The organism is Vagococcus silagei, from assembly GCF_004795745.1.
GTDB lineage: Bacteria > Bacillota > Bacilli > Lactobacillales > Vagococcaceae > Vagococcus > Vagococcus silagei.
Window position 1 is genome coordinate 21947 of the sequence record NZ_SDGV01000014.1, and the last position, 19072, is coordinate 41018.

The 19072-nt window shown below is 35.2% G+C and carries 16 protein-coding genes and 1 other annotated feature; of the genes, 3 read left to right on the forward strand and 13 right to left on the reverse strand.

All coding sequences use genetic code 11. The features are described 5' to 3' along the window. Positions 1-8: 8 nt before the first annotated feature. From ESZ54_RS05725 to ESZ54_RS05750, 6 genes are all read right to left on the reverse strand, one after another. Positions 9-353 (reverse strand): hypothetical protein, encoded by a 345-nt coding sequence (locus ESZ54_RS05725; protein ID WP_136136706.1) that lies wholly within the window; start codon positions 351-353, stop codon positions 9-11. Between the two features lie 357 nt (positions 354-710). Beyond that, complete coding sequence (locus tag ESZ54_RS05730) at positions 711-1529, reverse strand: MetQ/NlpA family ABC transporter substrate-binding protein (protein ID WP_136136707.1); 819 nt, start codon at positions 1527-1529, stop codon at positions 711-713. Between the two features lie 17 nt (positions 1530-1546). Next, the gene (locus ESZ54_RS05735; protein ID WP_136136708.1) at positions 1547-2233 is read right to left on the reverse strand and encodes a methionine ABC transporter permease; all 687 of its coding nucleotides are present in this window, start codon (positions 2231-2233) and stop codon (positions 1547-1549) included. Then, positions 2226-3263: a methionine ABC transporter ATP-binding protein gene (locus tag ESZ54_RS05740; protein ID WP_136136709.1), complete on the reverse strand. Its 1038-nt coding sequence runs from the start codon at positions 3261-3263 to the stop codon at positions 2226-2228. Before ESZ54_RS05740 ends, ESZ54_RS05735 begins: the two co-directional genes overlap by 8 nt. 77 nt (positions 3264-3340) lie before the next feature. Further along, positions 3341-3595: a binding site (T-box leader), on the reverse strand. 268 nt (positions 3596-3863) lie between these two features. Continuing rightward, positions 3864-4538 (reverse strand): deoxyribose-phosphate aldolase, encoded by a 675-nt coding sequence (deoC, locus tag ESZ54_RS05745; protein ID WP_136136710.1) that lies wholly within the window; start codon positions 4536-4538, stop codon positions 3864-3866. Positions 4539-4619: 81 nt separating this feature from the next. Next, positions 4620-5555, reverse strand: coding sequence for a sugar-binding transcriptional regulator (locus ESZ54_RS05750; protein ID WP_136136711.1), 936 nt, complete (start codon positions 5553-5555; stop codon positions 4620-4622). Positions 5556-5765: 210 nt separating this feature from the next. Here ESZ54_RS05750 and ESZ54_RS05755 point away from each other — a divergent pair, with 210 nt between their 5' ends. Together ESZ54_RS05755 and ESZ54_RS05760 are read left to right on the forward strand one after the other, a co-directional pair. After that, positions 5766-6578, forward strand: a complete 813-nt coding sequence (locus ESZ54_RS05755; protein WP_136136712.1) for an NUDIX domain-containing protein — start codon at positions 5766-5768, stop codon at positions 6576-6578. A gap of 21 nt (positions 6579-6599) precedes the next feature. Then, positions 6600-7328 carry an alpha/beta fold hydrolase gene (locus ESZ54_RS05760; protein WP_136136713.1) on the forward strand — a complete coding sequence of 243 codons (729 nt, stop codon included), beginning with the start codon at positions 6600-6602 and terminating at the stop codon, positions 7326-7328. 15 nt (positions 7329-7343) lie between these two features. Here the strand turns inward: ESZ54_RS05760 and ESZ54_RS05765 are convergent, their stop codons facing one another. From ESZ54_RS05765 to ESZ54_RS05775, 3 genes are all read right to left on the reverse strand, one after another. Continuing rightward, on the reverse strand, positions 7344-8054 hold the full coding sequence (locus tag ESZ54_RS05765) for a DsbA family oxidoreductase (RefSeq protein ID WP_162615109.1): 711 nt from the start codon (positions 8052-8054) through the stop codon (positions 7344-7346). A 141-nt stretch (positions 8055-8195) separates the two neighbouring features. Then, on the reverse strand, positions 8196-9851 hold the full coding sequence (locus ESZ54_RS05770) for a glycerol-3-phosphate dehydrogenase/oxidase (RefSeq protein ID WP_239433753.1): 1656 nt from the start codon (positions 9849-9851) through the stop codon (positions 8196-8198). A gap of 166 nt (positions 9852-10017) precedes the next feature. Next, a complete protein-coding gene (locus tag ESZ54_RS05775) occupies positions 10018-11565 on the reverse strand; it encodes an ABC-F family ATP-binding cassette domain-containing protein (protein ID WP_136136716.1) in 1548 nt (515 codons plus the stop codon). 420 nt (positions 11566-11985) lie between these two features. Here ESZ54_RS05775 and ESZ54_RS05780 point away from each other — a divergent pair, with 420 nt between their 5' ends. After that, complete coding sequence (locus ESZ54_RS05780; protein ID WP_136136717.1) at positions 11986-12528, forward strand: DUF2179 domain-containing protein; 543 nt, start codon at positions 11986-11988, stop codon at positions 12526-12528. Positions 12529-12714: 186 nt separating this feature from the next. Here the strand turns inward: ESZ54_RS05780 and recQ are convergent, their stop codons facing one another. From recQ to ppdK, 4 genes are all read right to left on the reverse strand, one after another. Next, positions 12715-14484 carry a DNA helicase RecQ gene (gene recQ, locus ESZ54_RS05785; RefSeq protein WP_136136718.1) on the reverse strand — a complete coding sequence of 590 codons (1770 nt, stop codon included), beginning with the start codon at positions 14482-14484 and terminating at the stop codon, positions 12715-12717. 277 nt (positions 14485-14761) lie between these two features. After that, positions 14762-15601 (reverse strand): pyruvate, water dikinase regulatory protein, encoded by an 840-nt coding sequence (locus tag ESZ54_RS05790; RefSeq protein WP_136136719.1) that lies wholly within the window; start codon positions 15599-15601, stop codon positions 14762-14764. Continuing rightward, entirely contained in the window at positions 15598-16221 is a 624-nt protein-coding gene (locus ESZ54_RS05795) for a helix-turn-helix transcriptional regulator (protein WP_136136720.1), read from the reverse strand. The genes ESZ54_RS05790 and ESZ54_RS05795 overlap by 4 nt, the downstream gene beginning before the upstream one ends. A 15-nt stretch (positions 16222-16236) precedes the next feature. Beyond that, positions 16237-18882, reverse strand: coding sequence for a pyruvate, phosphate dikinase (gene ppdK, locus ESZ54_RS05800; RefSeq protein ID WP_136136721.1), 2646 nt, complete (start codon positions 18880-18882; stop codon positions 16237-16239). Positions 18883-19072: the final 190 nt, after the last annotated feature.

The following is a 19072-nucleotide window of genomic DNA, read 5'->3' on the forward strand; positions in this document are numbered from 1 at the left end:
CTTACTTTTTAAACTAATTTATTATTAATTATAAATCGAATAATCACTAGGTTTTCTATAATAAAAATACTTAACATCACTAGAACGCCAATAAGATATCCTCTATTATCTGAAGAAAAAAGTAACTTTATTTTTTTCTTTTTAAATAAAAAATTATCGATCAACATAAAGAGAACTATAAAAGTAGTACCAGTCATTGCTCCCATTGCATTACCATAGTTAGAACTAGTATGATTATTAGTAAACATTGGCCCTTCAATATCTTTTAATGTCAGATATATATCAAATAAAAAATATACAAAAACAACACTCATTGGTAAAAAGCTTGTCAATTTAAAAAATCGTTTTTTCATCATCCAACAACTCCTCGTATCATATATTTAGAAGCATTAGTAGCTCATAGAAAATTAAATCTTTTTAACAGCTATCCTTTTGTATAATCTCCACAATAACGAAACTTTTTCACTTCAGCTTTAAAAACTGAACGAATACGCTTAGTATGCTTCTTTAAAACATTATCCCTTTTATTATAGACATCAAATAGAGTATTAGTTTTCATACTTCTATTTTAATACATTTACGACAAAACAAAAAACTTTCAAACAATTAATTTAACAACCATTTAAAAGTCTAATATTTTACAATCCCTTTATAGTAAATTAAAACAGTCGCTGAATACTCTTTTGAGTATTTAACGACTGTTTATTTGTTTATTTGACTGCTGTAACGCTACCTTTCCATTCGTCCGTGATGAATTTTTGGATTTCATCTGAATGAAGAACGTCCATTAACGCTTTAATTTTCTTACTATCTTTATCTTCTGCACGAACAGCAACGATATTTGCGTATGGTGAATTGTCTTTCTCAACTAAAACACCATCTTTTTCTGGGTTCAAATTGATTGATTGAGCAAAGTTAGCATTGATTGCTACTAAATCAGCTTCATCATTTGTATAAGTTGTTGCCATAATTGCTGGGTCAATATCATATTTGAATTTAAGTTTTTTAGGGTTTTCGGTAATATCATCAAAAGTTGCTTTAGTTAAATCCGTACCTTCTTTCACTTTCACTAAATCAGCATCTTGAAGAATTGTAATTAAACGTCCCCAGTCTGCTTGTGAATTACTAACCAGGACTTGTGCGCCCTCTTTCAAATCTTTCACATCTTTAATTCGTTTTGAATAAAAAGCCATTTTTTCAATATGAACGGGTCCAGCATTCGCAAATTTATAGCCTTTATCTTTCACGTCTTTTTCGTAATAAGGAATATGTTGGAAAAAGTTAGCATCAATATTTTTACCATCTAAAGCTTTATTTGGAATTTTGTAATCACTAATTTCTTCAATTTCTAAATCGTAACCTTTTTCTTTTAAAAGTGGTTTTGCTTTTTCTAGAATAACAGCATGAGGCATTGGTGAAGCCCCAACTTTGATTGTTTTATCTGATGATGCGGCTTCTTTTTTACCACAAGCTCCTAAACCAATTGCAACTAACCCGATTAAACCAAGTGTTAATAATTTTTTCTTCATCATAAATTCCTCCTATATTATCGTTTATCTATTTTTTTAACTAATAAATCACCAATCCACTGTACAATAAAGACAAGGACTAGAATTAAAACGGTTGAAACGGTAATGACTGTATATTTATTGGCAGCATAGCCAGTTTGATACGCTAAGTTACCTAAACCTCCGGCACCAACAGCACCAGCCATTGCTGTAAAACCAATCATGGTAATTGTTGTCACGGTAATGCCTGAAATCAATGCAGGAAGACTTTCTGGAATCAAGACTTTCCAAATGATTTGAGTGAGTGACGCGCCCATTGCTTCGCTCGCTTCAATCACACCTTGATCGACTTCACGAAAGGCAATCTCAACCATCCGTGCATAAAATGGTGATGCTGATAAGATTAACGCCGGTAAGGCTGACGTTGGTCCAATCATTGAACCAAAGAGCGTATTCGCAACTGGGAATAAAAGAATCAAGAGAATAATAAATGGAATCGAACGGAATGTGTTACTAATGACTGAGACAATTGTGTAAAGCGTGCGATTCACTTTTGTATTTTTACGACTAAAAATGAAAAGTAGCAAACCAATTAATAATCCGATAATCGCAACAAACAATGTTGAAACAAATGTCATGTATAATGTTTCTTTTGATGCTTTTAAAAGTGCGTCTAATTGGACTTCGCTCCAATTAAAATATGTTTCTACAAATGATTTATCCATAATTGATTACCTCCACACCAACACCATTTTTCTCAAAGTAAGCGACACTCTCACTAACAAGTTCTGGGTTACCAGTCACTTGTACCAACATTGTCCCAAAAGACAATTGGTTAGTCGGACGAATATTCGCTTGTAAAATATTAATATTAATATCAAATTCTCTTAAAGCACTACTGATAATCGTTTCCGTCGCTTTCTTACCTTCAAATAACAAACGAAGTAACATACCATCGGGATAAGCTGCGATTAAGTCACGCACTGTTTCTTGGTTTTCTTCTGTTTCAATCACCACATCTTGATTAACAAAGCGTTTGGTAATTTCGGTTTGCGGATGTTTAAACACTGAGATAACTGGTCCTTCTTCCACTACACGACCATTCTCCATGACTGCCACCCGGTGACAAATTTTACGAATCACGTTCATTTCATGTGTGATTAAGACAATCGTTAAATTTAATTTTTGATTAATTGAAAGTAATAAATCCAATACTTCCTCAGTTGTTTGTGGATCAAGTGCACTCGTCGCTTCATCACAAAGTAAAATTTCAGGATCATTTGCTAAAGCTCGGGCAATACCGACACGTTGTTTTTGCCCACCAGACAATTCACTTGGATAAGCATTCTCACGACCCTCTAAACCAACAAGTTTCAGAAGTTCTGTCGCTTTTTTAGTTCGTTCTTCTTTTGACATACCATTTAGTTCTAATGGTAACGCGATGTTTTCAATGACTGTCCGTGACCACAATAGATTAAAATGTTGGAAAATCATGCCAACTTTTTTTCTAAAATCACGTAAATCTTTTCCCTGTAAGTCGTTCACTGTTTGGCCGTTAATTTCAACTGATCCATTTGTAATTGTTTCAAGTTGGTTCAATGTGCGGACCAAAGTACTTTTTCCCGCTCCAGAGAAACCAATCACACCAAATATTTCACCTTTTTCGATTGATAATGTGACATCATCAACGGCTGTAACAGCCTTATCTTTTGTTTGGAATGTTTTCGTTACATTTTTTAAATTAATAATTCCCATTTCAATAATCCTCCTTTTGTAAACGCGATGAACAAAAAAAGCTCCCGTCCTTTATCTACTTTTCTAATTAAAAGTAAACAAAGGACGAAAGCATTATTCGTGTTACCACCTTTTTTTATCATTGCTTTGCAACAATGACCTTACTCAGTACGCAGAAGTTTTCTTCTTCAATACTGCTGTCCGCTAACGGGAACTCCCGAAGTAGGCTCATCTTAAACTCACCCACTTTAAGCTCAAAGACCATCTTCTATGTCTGTCCCTATCCTCTTTCTCACCAACCGAGGTCTCTTTAAAAGTTCTAAAACATATACTCTTCTTTTCAAAGCTAATTTTTAAATCATTTTGTTGTTTGATTGGATTCATCTTACCAAAGCACTATTAAGAAGTCAATAAAAAAAATGACATTTTCTCATAAATTTTTCATTTTAACTATTTTTTACATAAACAAAAGACCAAAATCATTATTTTGATCTTGGTCGCTTGCTTTTTTACATTTATTTAAGATGTGGGAGAATGGGGAAGCCCAATCATTATCAAACGAGTCATGACTTAAAACGGGGATTTCAAGACAATGTCCCTAATTGATCTTGGATAAGACTCTTAATATCCGCTTGTTGCAGAACCATCAGCAGCGCCAATGATTTGTACACCAGCACTTGCACCAATACGAGATGCGCCAGCTGCAACTACTGCTTCAGCGTCTGCAGTTGTTCTAACATCACCAGATGCTTTAACTAATGCTTTGTCGCCAACAGTTTCTTTCATTAATTTAACGTTTTCAGGTGTTGCACCTTGTGTAGAGAAACCTGTTGATGTTTTAACATAGTCAGCACCAGCTTCAACTGATAATTGACAAGCTTTAACGATTTCTTCTTTAGTTAATAATGCAGTTTCGATAATCACTTTAGTTAAAGCACGACCTTTAGCTGTATCAATAACAGCTTTGATGTCTTCTAAGACAACATCGAATTCGCCAGCTTTTAAAGCACCAACATTAATTACCATATCCACTTCATCAGCACCATCTTTGATTGCTTGATCAGTTTCAAAAGCTTTTACTTTTGAAGAGTTAGCACCTAAAGGGAATCCAATAACAGTACAAATTTTAACGTCGCTTCCTGCTAATTCAGTTTTAGCAAATGGAATCCAGAATGGATTAATACATACTGACCAGAAGCCATATTGTTTAGCTTCACCAGTTAAAGCAATAATGTCCGCTCTTGTAGTATCTGCTTTTAGTTTTGTGTGGTCGATCATTTGTGCGTAGTTTGTCATAATAAAATCTTCCTCTCTTTTGTTTATAAATGAAGTATATACCCTCTTTGAACAAATGTAAAGTACAAAATGAAATTATTTTCAATCCGCCAGTTTTTCTGCAGTCCAATAGTCAGTAATCAGTGTATTGACGTAGTTTCCCCGTAATGCTCCTTTGATTGCGTCAAGCTTGTGCTCGCCTCCCGCAACTAAAATCGAAAGCTCTTTTTTATGTAGTTCAGATAGTTCGATACCAATTGTTCGATCATTTATCTCTTCTGAGGCAATTTTTCCCTCTTGATTGTAAAAACGTGAACAAATGTCACCAACTGCTTTTTCTTGGAGATTCTCACGTTGAGCATCGGTTAAATAGCCTAGCTGAAACAGAAGTGCTTCTTCGCGCGTCGTTCCCACTGTATAGATGGCAATATTCGCTTCTTCTTGTAACGTCATAATATGTTGGATATGACGGTCTTGTTCGACAACATGTTTCACTTCACTATTATCAAAAATAACAGGTAAAGGTAAAGCCGTTCCTGTTGTATGATAGCTATCTGCAAATAATGATAAAGTTTCATGTGCATATGTGTTCACTTTAGAATGAGTGATACTGCCTTTTAGCTGAACAACTTGCACATTTTTTAATTGATTGTGACTTAATTTTTTGGCAACTTCATAGATTGTGGTTCCCCACCCTATTCCAATTGTGTCACCATCAACAATCACTTCATCAAGGAATGTTGCTGCTTCGGTACTGATTTGATCAATAATAAGATCATAGTTTTCACTCGGTGTTTGAGCGATACGAACTTCTTTTAAGCCAAACTTCTCTTTTAATTTATTGGCTAACACAACTGTTTCATTAAATGGATCTGTAATTGTAATCGTCACAAATCCATTATCTTTAGCATGTTTTAAAAGTCTAGAAACTGTTGGTCTTGAGATATTTAATTCTTTCGCAATTTGTTGTTGGCCGTATTCTAATTGGTAATACAATTTAGCAGCTTCAACGCTTAATTGGTCTTTTGACATACTCATTTATCAATACCCTTTCTACATTCCATTTTTATTTAATCTTATCATAAAACCCTTTCACAAGCTTGTGAAACCACTAATTATTAAAAATTTTGAAAACATTTCCTTCAATTGTTAAAATCATCAAAAAAATTAGCAAAACAGATGATTTTTTCGGCTTAAAATGATACTGTTATAGTACTATTTACTGATAATTTAGAAAGGTTGGCAAGTATGGTATCATTTCAATCTAAGACTGAAGAACAGCACTATTTTGAAACACAAGTTTCTGAAAAAGAGTTCCTCAGTTGGTATAAAAATCAACATTTTCCGACCCAAGAGGTACCCTCTGTCACGGTCGATATCGTTCTTTTCTGTTATAATAGAGAAGAGGATGATTTAAAAGTTCTTTTAATTAAGAGAAATACACACCCGTACCAATATTCATGGGCACTACCGGGCGGTTTTGTCAATCAACAAGAAGCAACATCAGAATGCTGTATTAGACAGACCTATGCTGAAACAGGCGTCTCAATTACACGCTCGAATATTGAACAACTGCACACTTTCAGTCGTCCAGACCGAGATCCACGTGGTTGGGTGATTACAGTTAGTTATTTGGCATTTATCGGCGAAGAACCACTAAAAGCTGGTTTAGAAGCAAATGAAGCTTCTTGGTTATCAATTAAACGCACTGCTAACTTATTGGTTTTATCCAATCCAAATAAAACACAGATTAAACTCAATTTAATTGATGGTGAGTCATTAGGTAAAGACTCTCTTGCTTTTGACCACGCTGAAATCGTAACGAAAGCTTTTAATCGTGTCTGCAACAAAATGTTTCATGAACCACAAGTATTACGCGTTCTAGGGGAAAACTTTACAATCACAGAAGCACGTAAAGTTTATGCAAAATTTTTAGGGGTCGACTATCGAGATTTAGATCATTCTAATTTCAAGAAAGCTCTCCTTCCTTACTTTAATGAAGTAGGACAAAAAGCAATAGGTGTTGGACGTCCGTCCAAAATTTATGAACTAAAAAAATAATTCGCTTTGAAGGTGATAAATATGGAAAAAATGATTTCAACTGCAGATGGCGGTACAATTTTCTACGAAGTAATTGGTGAAGGACAACCTCTTTTCTTTATCCATGGTAATAGTAGTAATCATCGCTATTTTAAGAAACAAATTGATTTCTTTAAAAATAAGTATCAGCTTATTTTAATGGATACACGTGATCACGGTCGCTCGATTAATCGTTCTGATCATCTCACTTTTGGACAAATCATGTCTGATATCCGTGCCATATTAAAAAATGAAAAAATAGAAAAAGTCTCATTTATTGGCTTTAGTGATGGGGCAAATATTGCCTTAACATTTAGTAGTTATTATCGACAGCTAGTAGACCGCATTATTTTGGTTTCACCAAATATCACATTTGATCAACTAAAATTTGTGTCACGAACAGCTTCGAGAATTTCTTATTCATTTACAAAAAATATCTTAAAACTGAAGAAAAAAGCGCGTGTCATTCGTCTGGCAATGACCGACTTACCTATTTTTAAATATCAATTTAAAGACTGGGATATCCCGACTCTGATTGTCGTGGGTGAGTATGATATTATGGAACCGCAACAAATTAAAGAATTTGCGTCAAAATTACCAAATGCTTTCTTTACAACGTTTAAAAACACACCACACTCTATCCCATTTTTACGACCTAATCAGTTTAACCATCTCGCACAAAAGTTTCTTAATGAAACGAGCAAAGATAAAAATAATAAAGAAAAAAGCTAAATCCCTAAAACGGATTTAGCTTTTCTTTATTTCACATCCTGTTTCATCACACATCATATCACTTTGTTGTTGAATCGAATCGGTCGCATTACCTTCAGCCCACACATCCGTTAATGCTTTAATAAAAATTTCCATTGGTTGTGCGCCTTGAATCGCAAATTTTTGATCTAAAACAAAATATGGGACACTTGAAATACCAAATTGATAAGCCTCATTTTCATCCTGACGAACTTCAGCAAGATAACGTGAATCATCTGCTAAAACTTCTTGTACTGCTACTTTGTCCAAACCAGCTTCGACAGCAATTGCACTTAGAACTTCAGCATCACTAATTAGTTGTCCCTCTTCAAAATAAGCTTGATATAAAGCTTCTACAAATTCAGTTTCAAAGGCTGTTGTTTTCGCATATTTTGCTAAACGATGAGCCGCCAAACTATTTGTTGGTTTCATCGCCTCAAAATCAAATGCTAAACCAACTTCTGCAGCTACCTGTTTAATTTGTTGATTATTTTGGCGCGCTTGATCGATCGACATGCCGTACTTAGCAGCCAATTCAACTTCAATTTTAGTGCCATTAAATAAAGAGGCTTCTGGATTTAATTCAAAGCTTTTATAAACAATTTCAGGATCTTTAATAAAAGGTAACTGTGCTAAAGCCATTTCTAACTTTCTCTTACCGATATAACAAAATGGACATAAAAAATCTGACCAAATCTCAATTTTCATAACGTTCATTCCCCACTCTTTCTTTGATAAAAATAGTGTACCGCTTTTAAGATCAAATCCAAAATAATTTGCTTACAAAAAGTAATTAATAAAAAAGTTGCTTCCGATTAACTTACATCGAAAACAACTTTATCTAAAAAATTAATAATTAAATTGTGTGTGACGTTCAAATTCTGTGGCTACTTCTGCTATGATTTTTTCTTTCTGTGCATCATTCCAATCATAATAGCTGGCCATATAATTTATCACTTCGGCTTCAATCGCACGACACTCCGCAATATCAAACAACATCAAGCCAGTACGACGCAGCAAGAAATCAATTGGGTGCAAGGTCATTTCATATTCTAAAGCGTAACGTAGTTTAGCAAAACAAATATCGGTTAACGTTGATGGATTATCTTCTAGGAGAAAGTCAAAGACCAATTTTGCGTTGGTACCATAATGTGCTACCACTTCTTTCGCGACTTGCTTATCTAAATTATAGTGAGTCACACCTTGCTGCGTTAATTTCATAATCATTTGATCGTAAGCCGGATAACCACAATCTGTTCCACCTGATAAAGAGACAGTCCGTGTTTGACAATCTAAATAAGGAATCCCTTCATTTTCGGATAAATCTTTCAAAACTTGATCCATAATTGTTTCGGCCATTTTACGATAGCCAGTTAATTTTCCACCTGCAATTGAATAAAGGCCACTTGTAGAATGGAATATTTCATCACGACGCGAAATCTCAGAAGGATCTTTCCCAGCTTGGTGAATCAATGGACGAACGCCAGCCCATGCCGATTCAATGTCATCAATTGTGAGTGCCTGAATATTAAACATTTGATTAATGGCATCTAAAATATATGTAACATCGGCGCGTTTTATTTCAGGTTCGGCTGGATTTTTTTCATAAAATGTATCTGTCGTGCCTACGTAAACTTTCTCTCCGCGTGGTATCGCAAACATCATCCGGCCATCGTTGAATGGAGTATCAAAATATAAAGCATTTTGAATCGGAAATTTTTTGTGATCAACGACAATATGAACCCCTTTTGTCAGATGTAAATATTTGTTTTCTTTAGAATGATCTAACTCACGTAAATTATCAACCCATGGTCCAGCTGCATTAATAATACGTTTCGCGTGAATCGTAAATTCTTCTTTATTTATTTCATCGAAGACACGGACACCTATTAGTTGGTTCGTGTCTTGACGATAAAGTAATTTCACTACTTTAACATAGTTTGCCAGACTCGCACCTAAGTCATTCGCTTTCTTGATAACCTCTAATGTTAAACGACTATCATCAGTCCGATATTCAACATAAACTCCTGCCCCAGCAAGATTATTTTTTTGGAGAATCGGTTCTCTTTTTAAAGCATCTTCACTATCTAGCATAAATTTACGCTCAGCTTTTTTTACTTGGGCCAAACGGTCGTATATATCTAAGCCTATTCCGGTTGTCAATGAACCAAACGTGCCACCTTTATAGAAGGGTAGCATCATTTTGACTGGTGTTGTAACATGGGGTGCGTTTTGATAAACAATTTCACGTTCTTTTCCTACTTCAGCAACGGTTTTGACATCAAATTGAGCCAAATAACGTAAACCACCGTGGACTAATTTTGTCGAGCGGCTTGAAGTGCCTGAAGCAAAATCACGCATCTCAACCAAGCCAACATTAAGCCCTCGTGTAACCGCATCCAAAACAATGCCTGCACCAGTAATACCGCCACCAATCACTAAGACATCTAATTGCTCTTCTTTCATACGTTCTAGGTGTTGCTCTCTTGTTACTTTTGAAAACATAATCATTCCTCCTAGCTGTACTGAATTTATCTAATGCATCTTAAGAATAGTCTAACACATGTTTGAGAATTTCAACAAAAATATCTCATCATTTTTAATGTAAAAAAACCAATAAAAAACGCCTTTCACTTAAATTGTGAAAAGACGTTTTAAAACACATATTTGCTTAGACAAATTTCATTTGATTGCTTTCAACATCAAACTGCTTGTCAACTAAACCAGTATAGAAATCTGGTTCATGCGAAACGACAATTAATGTTCCTTGATAATCTTTTAATGCACGTTTCAAACCATCTTTAGTCCCTTGATCTAAATGGTTAGTTGGCTCATCAAGAATTAAGAAGTTACTTTTTTGCAGTGTTAAACCACAAAGTTTAACTTTGGTTTGTTCTCCACCACTTAATTGATCTAAATCTTTCGTCACATTATCATCAACAATCCCACTACGAGACAAATAGCGACGCACTTCTTTATTATTTAATTTTGGAAACTGTTCCTTAATCCAATCAAAAGCTGATTGATGTGGATTTTCCCAGTGTAAATCTTGAGAGAAATAACTAATTTTTGCTTCTCGTGATAATTCCACTTCACCAGCAATAGCTGGAATTTCCTGAATTAACGTTTTAAGTAAGGTTGATTTACCAATCCCGTTAAAACCATTAATTGCAATTTTCTCACCATTTTTAACCAATAAATTGATTGGTGGTAATAAAGCTTTTTTATAACCAATTTCCAAACGTTTTGTTTCAACAACTAAACTGCCATGTGATGCAGTATAAGGGAAGTGGAAATGGCCAGGTTTTGGAGAAACTGGTGGTGTTAAGCGGTCAATTTTATTTAATTGTTTTTCACGACTTTTCGCCATTGTTGAACGACTACCCGCTTTATATTTACGAATATAATTTTCTAACTTATCAATTTCTTTTTGTTGTTTTTCATATTCACGGTGTAGATGTTCTTGTTGGGCTTCTTTTTGCTTCATCGCAGCTTCAAAAGAACCTGTATATTTTGTTAAAGTTTGAAACTCAATATCACAAATACAATTTGTCACACGATTTAGAAAATCACGATCATGGGAAATCACAATATAACTATCTTCTAATTGATTTAAGTAATCGGCTAACCAAGTAATATGTTCCACATCTAAATAGTTGGTTGGCTCATCTAATAAGAAGACATCCCCTTTTTCAAGTAATAATTTTGCTAAAGAGACTTTCGAGCGTTGACCCCCACTTAAAGCGTCGACTTCACGATCCAAACCGAGCGCTTGAATGCCCAAACCTGATGCAACACGCTCAATTTCGGTTTCAATATTATAAAAATCATGATTTTCTAATGTTTCTTGATAGCTTCCAATTTCTTCTAGCAATGCATCATCATATGATTCAGCATATTCCATATACAAAGCTTGAATTTTATCATTAATTTCATACAGGTAGGCATAGGCATTTTTTAGATAGTCAAAAATTGTATCTCCCTCTGCATATGTTAATTGTTGCTCCAAGTATGAAATGCGAATATTATTTTGCCAAATGATTTGACCACTATCCGGCAAAACATCTCCTTGAATCATTTTTAATAGTGTCGATTTTCCGGCACCATTTTTTCCAGTTAAACCTAAATGTTCACCTTTATTTAAACGTAACGAACTGTCTTTATATAAAACTTTATCTGGTAATTCATAATTTAAATCTGTAATTGTTAAAATACTCATTTTGTTACTCCTTCTTTCGTATACATATTAAAAGAGATTAAGCGCGGATGTAGGCTTGCGTTTAATCTCTCTACTTTCATTCTAGATAAAAATAGAGAAGACAATTGAAACACATCCCTCAATCGCCCTCTCTACAATCACTACTAGAATAAAAGCATCATCAAATAAGACTAATTAAAACAGTCTTTTCGTTCCACTTATTCTAAAGTAGTGATGAAGAAATCTTTCATTAAGCTCTGAACGTATGCTTCATCTAAATTTCATATGCTCAGAGCAAATTCGTCTAATAAAAACCATTTGTCTCACCCTTATAATTGCTAAAAGCAATATAACATACTCAAAATTATCCGTCAAATTAAATTCATTTTCGCACAAATATGCTACTATTAATACAGAGAATATAGAAGGAGTGACTCACTTATGGATATCAAAGAATTATTAATGATTTTTTCGATTAACTTTTGTTACATCACACTAAACACAATTCGTTTCATGTTGACGATGAAAGGTTACCGAGTCATTGCGCCACTCGTCAGCATGGTAGAAATCACCATCTACATTGTTGGTTTATCGCTGGTCTTAAATCGAATGGATAACCCGGTTAACATTTTTGTTTATGCGTTGGGTTACGCTGTCGGAATTAGTGTCGGGATTCAAATTGAAAACTATTTAGCACTTGGATATATTATGGTAACTGTTATTATTCCTTATAACCCTGACATTCATTCAAAATTAGCCAATCAAATTCGTGATGAAGGGTATGGTGTCACACAAAGTATTGGTGAAGGTCGTGACGGCGAACGCCTTGTCTTAGAAATTCTGTCATCTCGAAAACGTGAACGTGCTCTTTATCAACTTGTCAAAGAATTTGAAGAGCGTGCTTTCATTATTTCTTACGAGCCCAAATACATCTCAGGTGGTTTTTGGACGAAATCAATGCGTAAGAAAAACCAAATTAAATAAACACCACATTATTTTAAGGGACTGTGACATAAATACGGCACAGTCCCTTTCCTACGAACTAAACGGTGTCACGGAAGTAGCTTCTTCCAAAATAAGCCGAAAATCACAAAAATTTGAAAAGCAGTTTTCATGATTTCCTTCTTAATTTTGAAGGTGAACACTTCTGTCACAATCTCGCTAATTTTTTTATTCAGACTCTTTCGTCTGTTGATAGTCATGAATGGCATCCATAAAAATTTTACCGTATTTGTCTAATTTATTTTTTCCTACCCCTTTAATTTGTAAAAACTCAACGGATGTTTGAGGCTGGATTTCTGAAAACTCGCGAAGAGTTTTATCCGAAAAGACAACATATGGTGGTAGATTTTGTTCAGATGCTAAATCAGAACGAATGACTCTTAATTTTTCAAACAACGCATCGTCTTGAACCAATTTTCGAACCATCACTTGCTTACGGAAAACTTTTTCTTTTCCTAACAACACATCGACACCAGTCGCCGAAACAGATAAAGTTGGAAATTGTCCTTTTGATGGGACTAACAGTTGCTCTGCTGTTAGAAAATCAATCAAATGATTGACTTCTTTTTGACTTAAATGCTTCATAATGCCATAGGTTGAGAGTTGATCAAAACGCCATTGACTAATTTTTTGATCTTTGGAACCTGTTAGTACCTTACCAATCAACGCTTTACCAAATTTTTCGTCCATTCTTTTCACACAAGATAGCACTTTTTGCGCATCAACGGTGATATCAACAGATTCACGGTCATCCAAGCAGTTTGTACAACGACCGCAATCTTCACCCTCTTCACCAAAATAACGTAAGATAAAGCGTTGTAAGCACATTTGCGTATGCACATATTGATTCATTTCACGCAGTTTTTCATATTCATGTTGTTTATATTCTAATTCTGACTCTGATTGATCGATAAAATATTGTTGAATTTGAACATCTTGTGGGCGATAAAGTAAGATTGCCTCACTTGGCAATTCATCTCGACCCGCACGTCCTGCTTCTTGATAATAAGACTCTAAATTACCTGGTATTTGAGCATGGACGACAAAACGGACATTACTTTTATTAATTCCCATTCCAAAAGCATTGGTTGCCACCATAATTTGGAGTTTATCGTAAGAGAACAACTCTTGATTCTTCGTTCGCTCAACCTCTGACATCCCGCCGTGATACATCCCTACACTTAAGTTTTCAGCATGAATCAAGCGATATAAACGTTCAACTTCCTTACGTGTACTCGCATAAATAATGCCGGATTGACCTTGATTCATTTTTAAATACTCAATTAAATAAATATCATTTTGATCTTTCATCACTTGAAAGGCTAGGTTTTCACGTGCGAAGCCAGTTTTGATTTGATTTTCCGGACTGATAGCCAGTAATTTAGAAATATCTTGCGCAACTTCTGGAGTTGCTGTCGCTGTTAGGGCGACGATTGTCGGTTTGGGTTGAATCACTTGAATCGTTTCTGCTAATTTTAAGTAACTTGGCCTAAAATCATGCCCCCATTGGGAAATACAGTGGGCTTCATCCACTGCAAGTAAATCAATTCGCGTATGGCGTACCATTTCAAGAAAGTCTGGCGATTCCAAACGTTCTGGTGCAACATAGAGTAGTTTTACTTCGCCTCGCGCTGCTAAACCAAAGCGGTGACTCACTTCTTGATAATTCAGACTACTATTAACATACGTTGCGGGAATGCCCATATCATTTAAGGCATCAACTTGATCTTTCATTAAAGAAATTAGTGGCGACACGACAAGTGTTAACCCATCTAACATCAGTGCTGGAAGCTGATAACAAATCGATTTCCCACCACCTGTTGGCATAATTCCCAAACTATTTTCTTGTGCCAAAATAAGCGATATAATAGCTTCTTGGCCTTCTCTAAAAGTTTCATAGCCAAACGTCTCTGCTAAAATTTTTTGTGCTTCTTTCATTTCTACAAAACATCCTTCATCCATTTATTTACTTCTATCTAAAGATACGTTTAGCTTATCTCTTTCTTCTAATTTACCTTAAACTATTTTTTTAGAAAGCTCAACCTCATTTCAAGTGTTCTAATAAATCCAACAAAAAATCAGCTGACAAACTCAAACAAAATTGTTTGAATGACTTGTCAGCTGACTCATCCTTTAAACCAAATACCACACTTAAAGCTTGACTCCTTTTTATTTCAACTTTAATGTGAAATTTGGGTACAAACTTATTTATTTTTTATTTTTGATAAAAATCATTGTGATATTCTATTACTGCTTGTGCTGTTTCTTCAATTGATTGATTTGTGACATCAATCTCATAGGCATCAGTTTTTTCAAAAACGTCGCGTGCATATGCCAATTCTTCTTTGATTCTTTCCAATTTAACATAAGAAGATAGCCCTTCTAATCCTAACGAACTTAAACGCGCTTGACGAACATTCATCAAGTAATTCGCGTTTGCTGTTAAACCAATGACAACTTTGCCTTTTAAATCCTCAATTTCATGTGGTAACATCACTTCAGGAATTAATGGTAAATTGGCAACTTTATATGATTTATTAGCTAAATACATACTAAGTGGCGTTTTAGATGTACGCGAAACACCCAAAACAACGATGTCAGCATCTTTAAAACCTTTCGCATCTTTTCCATCATCATAACGAACCGCAAACTCAACCGCCTCCACACGCTTGAAATATTCTTGGTTCAAGTGATATTGTGAGCCACTCTCGAAAATTGGCTCCATATGTGTTCTGTTTGAAATGATCCCCATCAACTCAGACATATAGTCAACTAATTCTAAACTTGTTTTATCACAAAACTCCCGACAAACTTGATTTAACTCAAGATCGACCATTGTTGTCACTAAAACAGCTTTTTCATTTAAAGCATCCTGACAAATTTCTAATAAGCCTTCTTTTGAATTGATAAACGGAAAAGTTTTCACTTCATATTCGTCTAAATCAGGAAATTGGGCTAAGACTGCATGGATCACACGTTGTGCTGTTTCTCCAATCGAATCTGAAATGACAAAAAGTTTTAAAGGACTTTCGCGTCTCTTTTGTAGTTGGTTCATTCTTTTTCGCTCCCCATCTGGATAAAATGTTCCATTATTCTTGTTTTTGAGATTTTACCGATGACAACATCGCGGCCATCTTCTGAAAGAACTGGCAATGAATCAACTTCATGTTTCACTAGCAACTCTCCCGCTTTTAAGACAGTCGTATCTTCAGTTACGGTTACTAAATTCGGCATGCGTGACATGATCACTGTAATCGCCAAATCGTTATCGTGATTATTTAATAAACTTCTCAGTAGATCTTTGCGTGAGACCACACCTAAAAGGGCTTTACTTTCAGGATCGACAACATACAAGGAACCACTGTCATACATAAATAGTGAAGTTGTTGCATCTCGAACAGATGTATCTGGATAGCAAAGAACTGGTGAAGACATCATACTTGAAATCGGCGTCTTAAATAACTGATCTTGTAACAATGGATCAAAGGTTAAGCCTGAATAAACATAGCCCACTTTTGGTCTCGCATCTAGTATGCCCGTCATCGTTAATACAGCTAAATCACTTCTTAGTGTTGGTTTTGTTAAACCTAATTGTTCTGCAATTCGGTCCCCACTAATTGGTTCATTATTCTTAACAATATCAATAATTTTTTTTTGGCGCTCACTTAATTGCATCGTCATCCCTCATTATTATTTATTCACATCTACCTTTTCTTGAAACTCAATTTGGCTTCTTGCTGCTGCAATATAAGCAATTGGTAAACGGAATGGTGAACATGACACATAGTCCAAGCCGATTCGGTTAAAGAAGTCGATTGAACGTGGGTCACCACCTAATTCGCCACAAACACCAATTTTAATTGCCGGACGTGTTTTTCTTGCGCGTACTACAGCCGTTTGCACTAATTCGCCAACACCCTCTAAATCAATTGTTTGGAATGGGTCATCCATTAGAATACCTTCTTCAAGATATTGATGGATAAACTTACCTGCATCATCTCTTGAATAACCAAATGTCAACTGTGTTAAGTCATTGGTACCAAAGCTTAAGAATTCTGCCGACTCAGCAATTTGATCTGCGATAAAGCAAGCACGAGGAATCTCAATCATTGTGCCAATTGTATAAACAACCTGACATTGTTCTTCATTTAACAATTGGTCAACATAGTTCACAATTTTTTCTTTAAGTAGTGTTAATTCTTTTGTAGTGCCTACTAATGGTATCATAATTTCGGGCTCAACGATAATGCCTTTTTCTTTTTTAAGTGCAATGATACTTTTTATGATTGCTTCTGCTTGCATAATGTAAAGTTCTGGATAGGTAACAGCCAGACGACAACCACGATGTCCAAGCATTGGGTTAATTTCATGTAGTTCGTTAACTTTTGAAGCAATTTTTTCAACTGGTACATTTAGATCCTGCGCAATTTTCGCAAACTCTTTTTCATTACTTGGCACAAATTCGTGTAAAGGTGGATCAAGCAAACGAATCACACCTGGTTTTTCACCAATTGTAGCGAATATTTGTTTAAAGTCTTGAATTTGATACATTAAAATAGTTTTCAATGCCATTTTACGTTCATCAAATGTATCTGCTAAGATAAAACGACGCATTTCTTTTAGTCTTTCTGGAGCAAAGAACATGTGCTCTGTACGAATTAAACCAATACCGCTGGCGTGGAAATCAAGTCCTGTTTGGATATCGTTGACTGTTTCAGCATTCATACGAACTTCCAACCTTGCTAACTCACGTGACCATTTTAGTATCATTTCTAAGTTTTCATCTTGTTCAGCAACATTTTGTGCAATTGCACCGACATATAAAGCACCAACCGAACCATCAACTGAAACAACGTCGCCTTCTTTAATAACGCCACCAGGGAAAGTGACTTGTTTCACTAATTCATTCACTTCAAGTTCCGAACAACCAGCCACACAACATGTCCCCATACCACGAGCTACAACAGCAGCATGCGACGTCATACCACCACGACTTGTCACAATTGCTTCACTGACTACCATGCCACCAATATCTTCCGGAGATGTTTCTTGACGAATTAAGACAACTTTTTCACCTGAAGCTGCGGCAGCTTTTGCACTGTCAGCATCAAAGTAAACTTTACCTGTGGCAGAACCCGGACTTGCAGGCAGACCTTTATCAGAAATTAACGTTGCTTCAGCTAACGCTTTTTCATCAAAGACTGGATATAATAAGCTTACAATTGATTCTGGACGAATCATCATAATCGCTTCTTCTTTCGTAATTAAACGTTCGCTCACCATATCAACAGCAATCTTAACCGCCGATTTAGCTGTTCGCTTGCCGTTACGTGTTTGAAGTAAATATAGTTTTTTGTTATCAATTGTAAATTCAATATCTTGCATATCAAGATAATGAGTTTCTAGAAGATTAACTAGACGATTTAGTTCGTCGTAACACTCGGGTAAATCTTTTTTCAATTGATGAATACTTTGTGGTGTACGAATACCAGCCACCACATCTTCACCTTGAGCATTAATCAGATATTCACCAAACAGTTCCTTTTCACCAGTAGCTGGATGGCGTGAGAACACAACTCCTGTTCCACTTTCATTACCACTATTACCAAAGACCATTGCTTGAATATTGACAGCGGTTCCAATAAAGTGATCAATATTGTGCAGATTACGGTAGACAAAAGCACGTTCATTATTCCAAGATGAGAAGACCGCTTCAACTGCCTGAAGCAATTGTTCTTTTGGATCTTGTGGGAATGGTTGACGTTTGTTTTCTAAATAGACACGTTTGAAATCTTCTACGATATCTTTTAATTGGTCACTCGTTAAATCTGAATCTTGTTTAACGCGATATTTTGATTTATAAAAATCAAGCAAACTTTCAAATTGTTGGCCATCAATTCCATAGACAACATTTCCAAACATTTGAATTAAACGGCGATAGCAATCATAAGCGAATACTTCATTATTGGTCATTTTTGCTAAAACTTTTACACTTTCATCATTTAATCCTAAGTTTAAAATAGTATCCATCATTCCTGGCATTGAATATTTTGAACCACTTCTAACTGATATTAAAAGTAACTCTTCACTTGAACCAAATTTCTTACCTTCTTGGTCTTCTAATAGAACTAAATGACGTTCGATTTCTTTTTTTAATTCAGTTGAAATTGTTTTACCATTTTCTAAATATTCAATACATGCTTCCGTTGTAATTGTAAATCCTGGGGGAACGGGTAAACCTAAACGAGTCATTTCGGCTAAGTTAGCTCCTTTTCCTCCTAATAAATCACGCATTGAAGCTTGACCTTCGTTAAATTGATAGACTTGCTTTGACATGTGATACCTCCTATATATAATACGACTGATTCAATTATATATGACGTATTATATATAATCAAGACCTATTTTTAACTTTAATAAGACGTCCCATTGTTTCACTATATGCTTCATAATTGTCAGACTTTTCTATCTATATTACGATTAATCGACGTTTATCTTTATTTCAGAAAAAAATCTAGAAAAATCA